The 3,320-nt window shown below is 69.7% G+C and carries 4 protein-coding genes; all 4 read right to left on the bottom strand.

What is annotated here, in order from left to right:
- Positions 1-120: 120 nt before the first annotated feature.
- On the bottom strand, positions 121-579 hold the full coding sequence (locus I6U14_RS09510) for a thioesterase family protein (RefSeq protein ID WP_296898787.1): 459 nt from the start codon (positions 577-579) through the stop codon (positions 121-123).
- 31 nt (positions 580-610) lie between these two features.
- A complete protein-coding gene (locus I6U14_RS09505) occupies positions 611-1,417 on the bottom strand; it encodes an alpha/beta fold hydrolase (protein WP_296898786.1) in 807 nt (268 codons plus the stop codon).
- Positions 1,414-2,478, bottom strand: a complete 1,065-nt coding sequence (gene menC, locus I6U14_RS09500; RefSeq protein WP_296898783.1) for an o-succinylbenzoate synthase — start codon at positions 2,476-2,478, stop codon at positions 1,414-1,416. The genes I6U14_RS09505 and menC overlap by 4 nt, the downstream gene beginning before the upstream one ends.
- 29 nt (positions 2,479-2,507) lie before the next feature.
- Positions 2,508-3,320 (bottom strand): 1,4-dihydroxy-2-naphthoate octaprenyltransferase (menA, locus tag I6U14_RS09495; RefSeq protein WP_296898781.1); only part of this gene is annotated, 813 nt, incomplete at its 5' end.

The raw sequence follows: 3,320 nt of genomic DNA, 5'->3' as shown, positions 1-3,320 counted from the left end.
GGTCGCTATTCTGATTCGTGTCGTCGTCGCTTTCCCACGCCGCGCGTCGGAACGCCCTCTGCAAAGCTGTGCTTTGATCGCGTCATGCTTTGATCTGTGATCTCGCGCCGGCTTGCGGTTTCAGGGTTTGCGCTCGGCACTGACTCCGGGCTTTGCTGTCGCGCCATCCCCTCGGCCGAACTGCGCCAGCGCATCGCGCAGTGGCTGCGGCAGGCCGCGGCGTTCATCTGCACCCAGGCCGACATGGACCGAGCGGGCGGTGGCCGCGCGCTCGCCGGTGTCTGCGAGGAAGCGATACTCGATGGTGAAAGCCGACTCGCCGATGTCGGCGACGCGGAGCTGGATGGTGACCTCGTCGCCGTGGCGCAGGGGGCGGCGGTAATCGGCCGCGGCGTGCACCAGCGGCAGCCGCAGCTCGCCTTTGCGGAGCATGGCGTCCAGCGGGAAGCCGAGGTGCGCCATCCAGGCCTCATACGCGTCGTGGGCGTGACGGAACAGGTGGGCGAAGAAGAGCACGCCAGCGGCGTCGGTGTCGTGCAAGGCGACCCGGAAGCGGAGCTCGAAGGCGGGGGTGGACATAACGCCGAGTCTAACCCAGCGTGCGGAGTCATCAAGCCGGCGACATCTCACCATCCATGCCCAGCGCCGCCGCGAGCACCGCATTGGGCGCCTCCAGCAGCAGGTTGTGGCCGGCATCCGGGACGACGCGTAGGTCAGTCGCAGGGCGCTGGTGAGCCACGCGCTCGCCGATGGCGACGAACTTGTCGTCGGCTCTGCCGGCGAGCCAGCAGAGCCGCCCCGGCCAGTGCGCGAGTGCGGCCCAGGTGTCCGGCATCTCGGCGAGGCCGAAGCAGCCGAGGCTGGCGGCGAGGCCTTCTGCGCGCTGCGCGAGGCGGCCTTGGCGCTGTGTCGCGAGCACCGCCGCCGGGAGCTTGGCCTGGCTCGCGAACAGCGGCTGACGCTCCCAGGCATCGACGAAAGCGCCAAGGCCCTGGGCGGTCAGCAGCTCGATCCAGCGCCGGTCCACAGCCCGGCGACCTTGGCGCTGCGCGGTGTTGAAGAGCCCTGGATGGGCGGAGATGATGGTGGCGGCGTCGAAGCGCTCCGGTGCTGCCGCCAGCAGGCACAGCGCGATGCGCCCGCCGAGGGAGTAGCCGACCAGCTGCTCGATGCCCGCGGGCAGTGCCGCCAGCAAACGCTCGATCTCGGCCGCGAAGTCGCCGCTTGGGTCTGGACTGCCGCCGTGTCCTGGCAGATCCGGCGCCAGAGCTGCCGGGGCGTTCGCGGGCCAGATGTCCCAGTCCGCGCCGCTGCCGGTGAAGCCGTGCAGGAGCACAGTGGTGGGCGCCCGTGCGGCATCGCCGAAGCGGCGGCAGGCATAGTCGGGGAGCAGGTCCAGCCGGGGGGAGTCGCTCATGCGCTCGGACTCGCGCTCGGGTCGTCAAAGGGCAGGAACCCGCTTCCGGCCGTATCCGGCAGCCGCAACCAGCCTTGCTCGATGGAAGGGGGTGCGCCGAGATCCGCCGACAGCCAGTCGGCCGTCGCGAGCCCATGAGCAAGTGGGCTCCCCGTGGCAGCAGCGAGCTGAGCCGTCACCCAAAGCCCGGCGGCGGACTCCACCAAGCTGGTGACCACCACTTCGAGGCCTGCTGCCCGGGCCTGCTCAGCGATCCGCAGGGTCCGGCGCAGCCCACCCACGACACCCGGCTTCAGCACCAAGCGCCGCACAGGCAGCCGGCGCGGGTCGAGATGCTTGCGACCGACCAGTGACTCGTCCAGCGCCAGGCTGAAGGGCGCTGCGGCCTGCAAGTCTGAAAGCATTGCATCGTCCGCTGTCGCGATGGGCTCTTCGATGCAGTCGATGGGCAGTCCGTCGAGGCGCTCGATCCAAAGAGCGGCGGTCGACGCATCCCAGGCGCCGTTGGCATCGAGACGCAGCGTCGCACCCGGCGGCAACAGCGCCGCAACGGCTTCGATGCGCGGTAGCTCGATGTCCATGGGCGCCGCACCGACCTTGAGCTTGAGCACCCGGAACCCTGCGGCGAGGGCCTGCTGCACAGCGCTCGGCTCCAACGCAGCGGCGCCTCCGAGCGCAGCGTTGACGGCGATCCGGTCAACCGCATCGGCACATAAGAGCCGCCTGAGCGATAGACCAAGGGCCCGCGCCCTTCGGTCCAACAGCGCCGCCTCCAGCGCACAGTCGGCGGCAGGGGTGTCGCTGACTTCGACGTCCAGCGCCGCGAGCAGGTCATCAACGGCTTCGCATCCGGATGAGCTGCAGCGCAGGAGCTGCGCCTTGGCCTGCGCAGCCGTCTCGGTGCCCGCAGCCGGCAGCGGTGCGCAGTCGCCGAAGCCCGCGACACCCTCGTATTGCGCACGCACCAGCCAGCCGGCGCGGGCGTCCAGTACACCACGAGCAGTGCGCCAGAGACGGCGCAGCGGCAACCTGTAGGGTGTGACCTGAAGATGCAGGGACAAGTAGCCGATGCCTTGCCGGTGTCGGCTTGTCAGCCGAACAGCCACTCCAGTGCCAGCCCGAGCGCATAGAGCCCTACCAACAGCGTTTGGTACTGAGCGGTGCGGGCCAGAAGCAGATTCAGCGCAAGCCCGTCGCTGGAGTAGAGCTGCCGGATCAACCGCACCGCCGCAGGCAGGGCCAACAACACCGGCCAGGTCCAGCCGGGCAGGCTGCCGATGAGCATCAGCGGCACGGGCGCCAGCAGCAGGACAGCATAGACCATGCGCGCCGCCGGGCGGCCGAGCACGTGACACAGGGTGCGCCGACCCGCAGCCCGGTCGGTATCGAAGTCCCGGTAGTTGTTGAGCAGCAGTACCGCCGCCGCGGGCAGACCCAGTGCAATGCCGAGACTGATGGCACCGGCGGAGAGTGTGAGGGTCTGCAAGTAGTAGCTGCCGGCCACGGCGGCGATGCCGAAGAAGCAGAGCACGTACAGCTCGCCGTAGGGACCATATGCGATGGGCTTGGGGCCCCCGGTGTAGGCATAGCCGGCGGCAATGGCGGCGAGCCCGAGCAGCAGGATGGGCCAGCCGCCGCGGAGCACCAGCAGCAGACCCAACATAAAGCTGACGAGGAAAGCGATATGGGCGGCACGCTTCACCTGCGCGCTGGTAAACCAGCCTTGGGCCGAGGCCCGCGGCGGCCCAAGGCGATCGCCGGTGACGGTGCCGCGCTCGCAATCGGAGGCGACGTTGGGCAGGCTGGGGCCGATAGGGATGCCGGCGGCGGGGGGAGGAGTAGGAATGGGGGGACACGGGCGGGGGGCGCCGCGGGCAGTGCCAATGAGGGGGATGCGTTGCCG

The sequence above is a fragment of the Thiohalocapsa sp. genome, assembly GCF_019695415.1.
Lineage (GTDB): Bacteria > Pseudomonadota > Gammaproteobacteria > Chromatiales > Chromatiaceae > Thiohalocapsa.
This window is presented reverse-complemented; position numbering and strand designations above follow the sequence as displayed.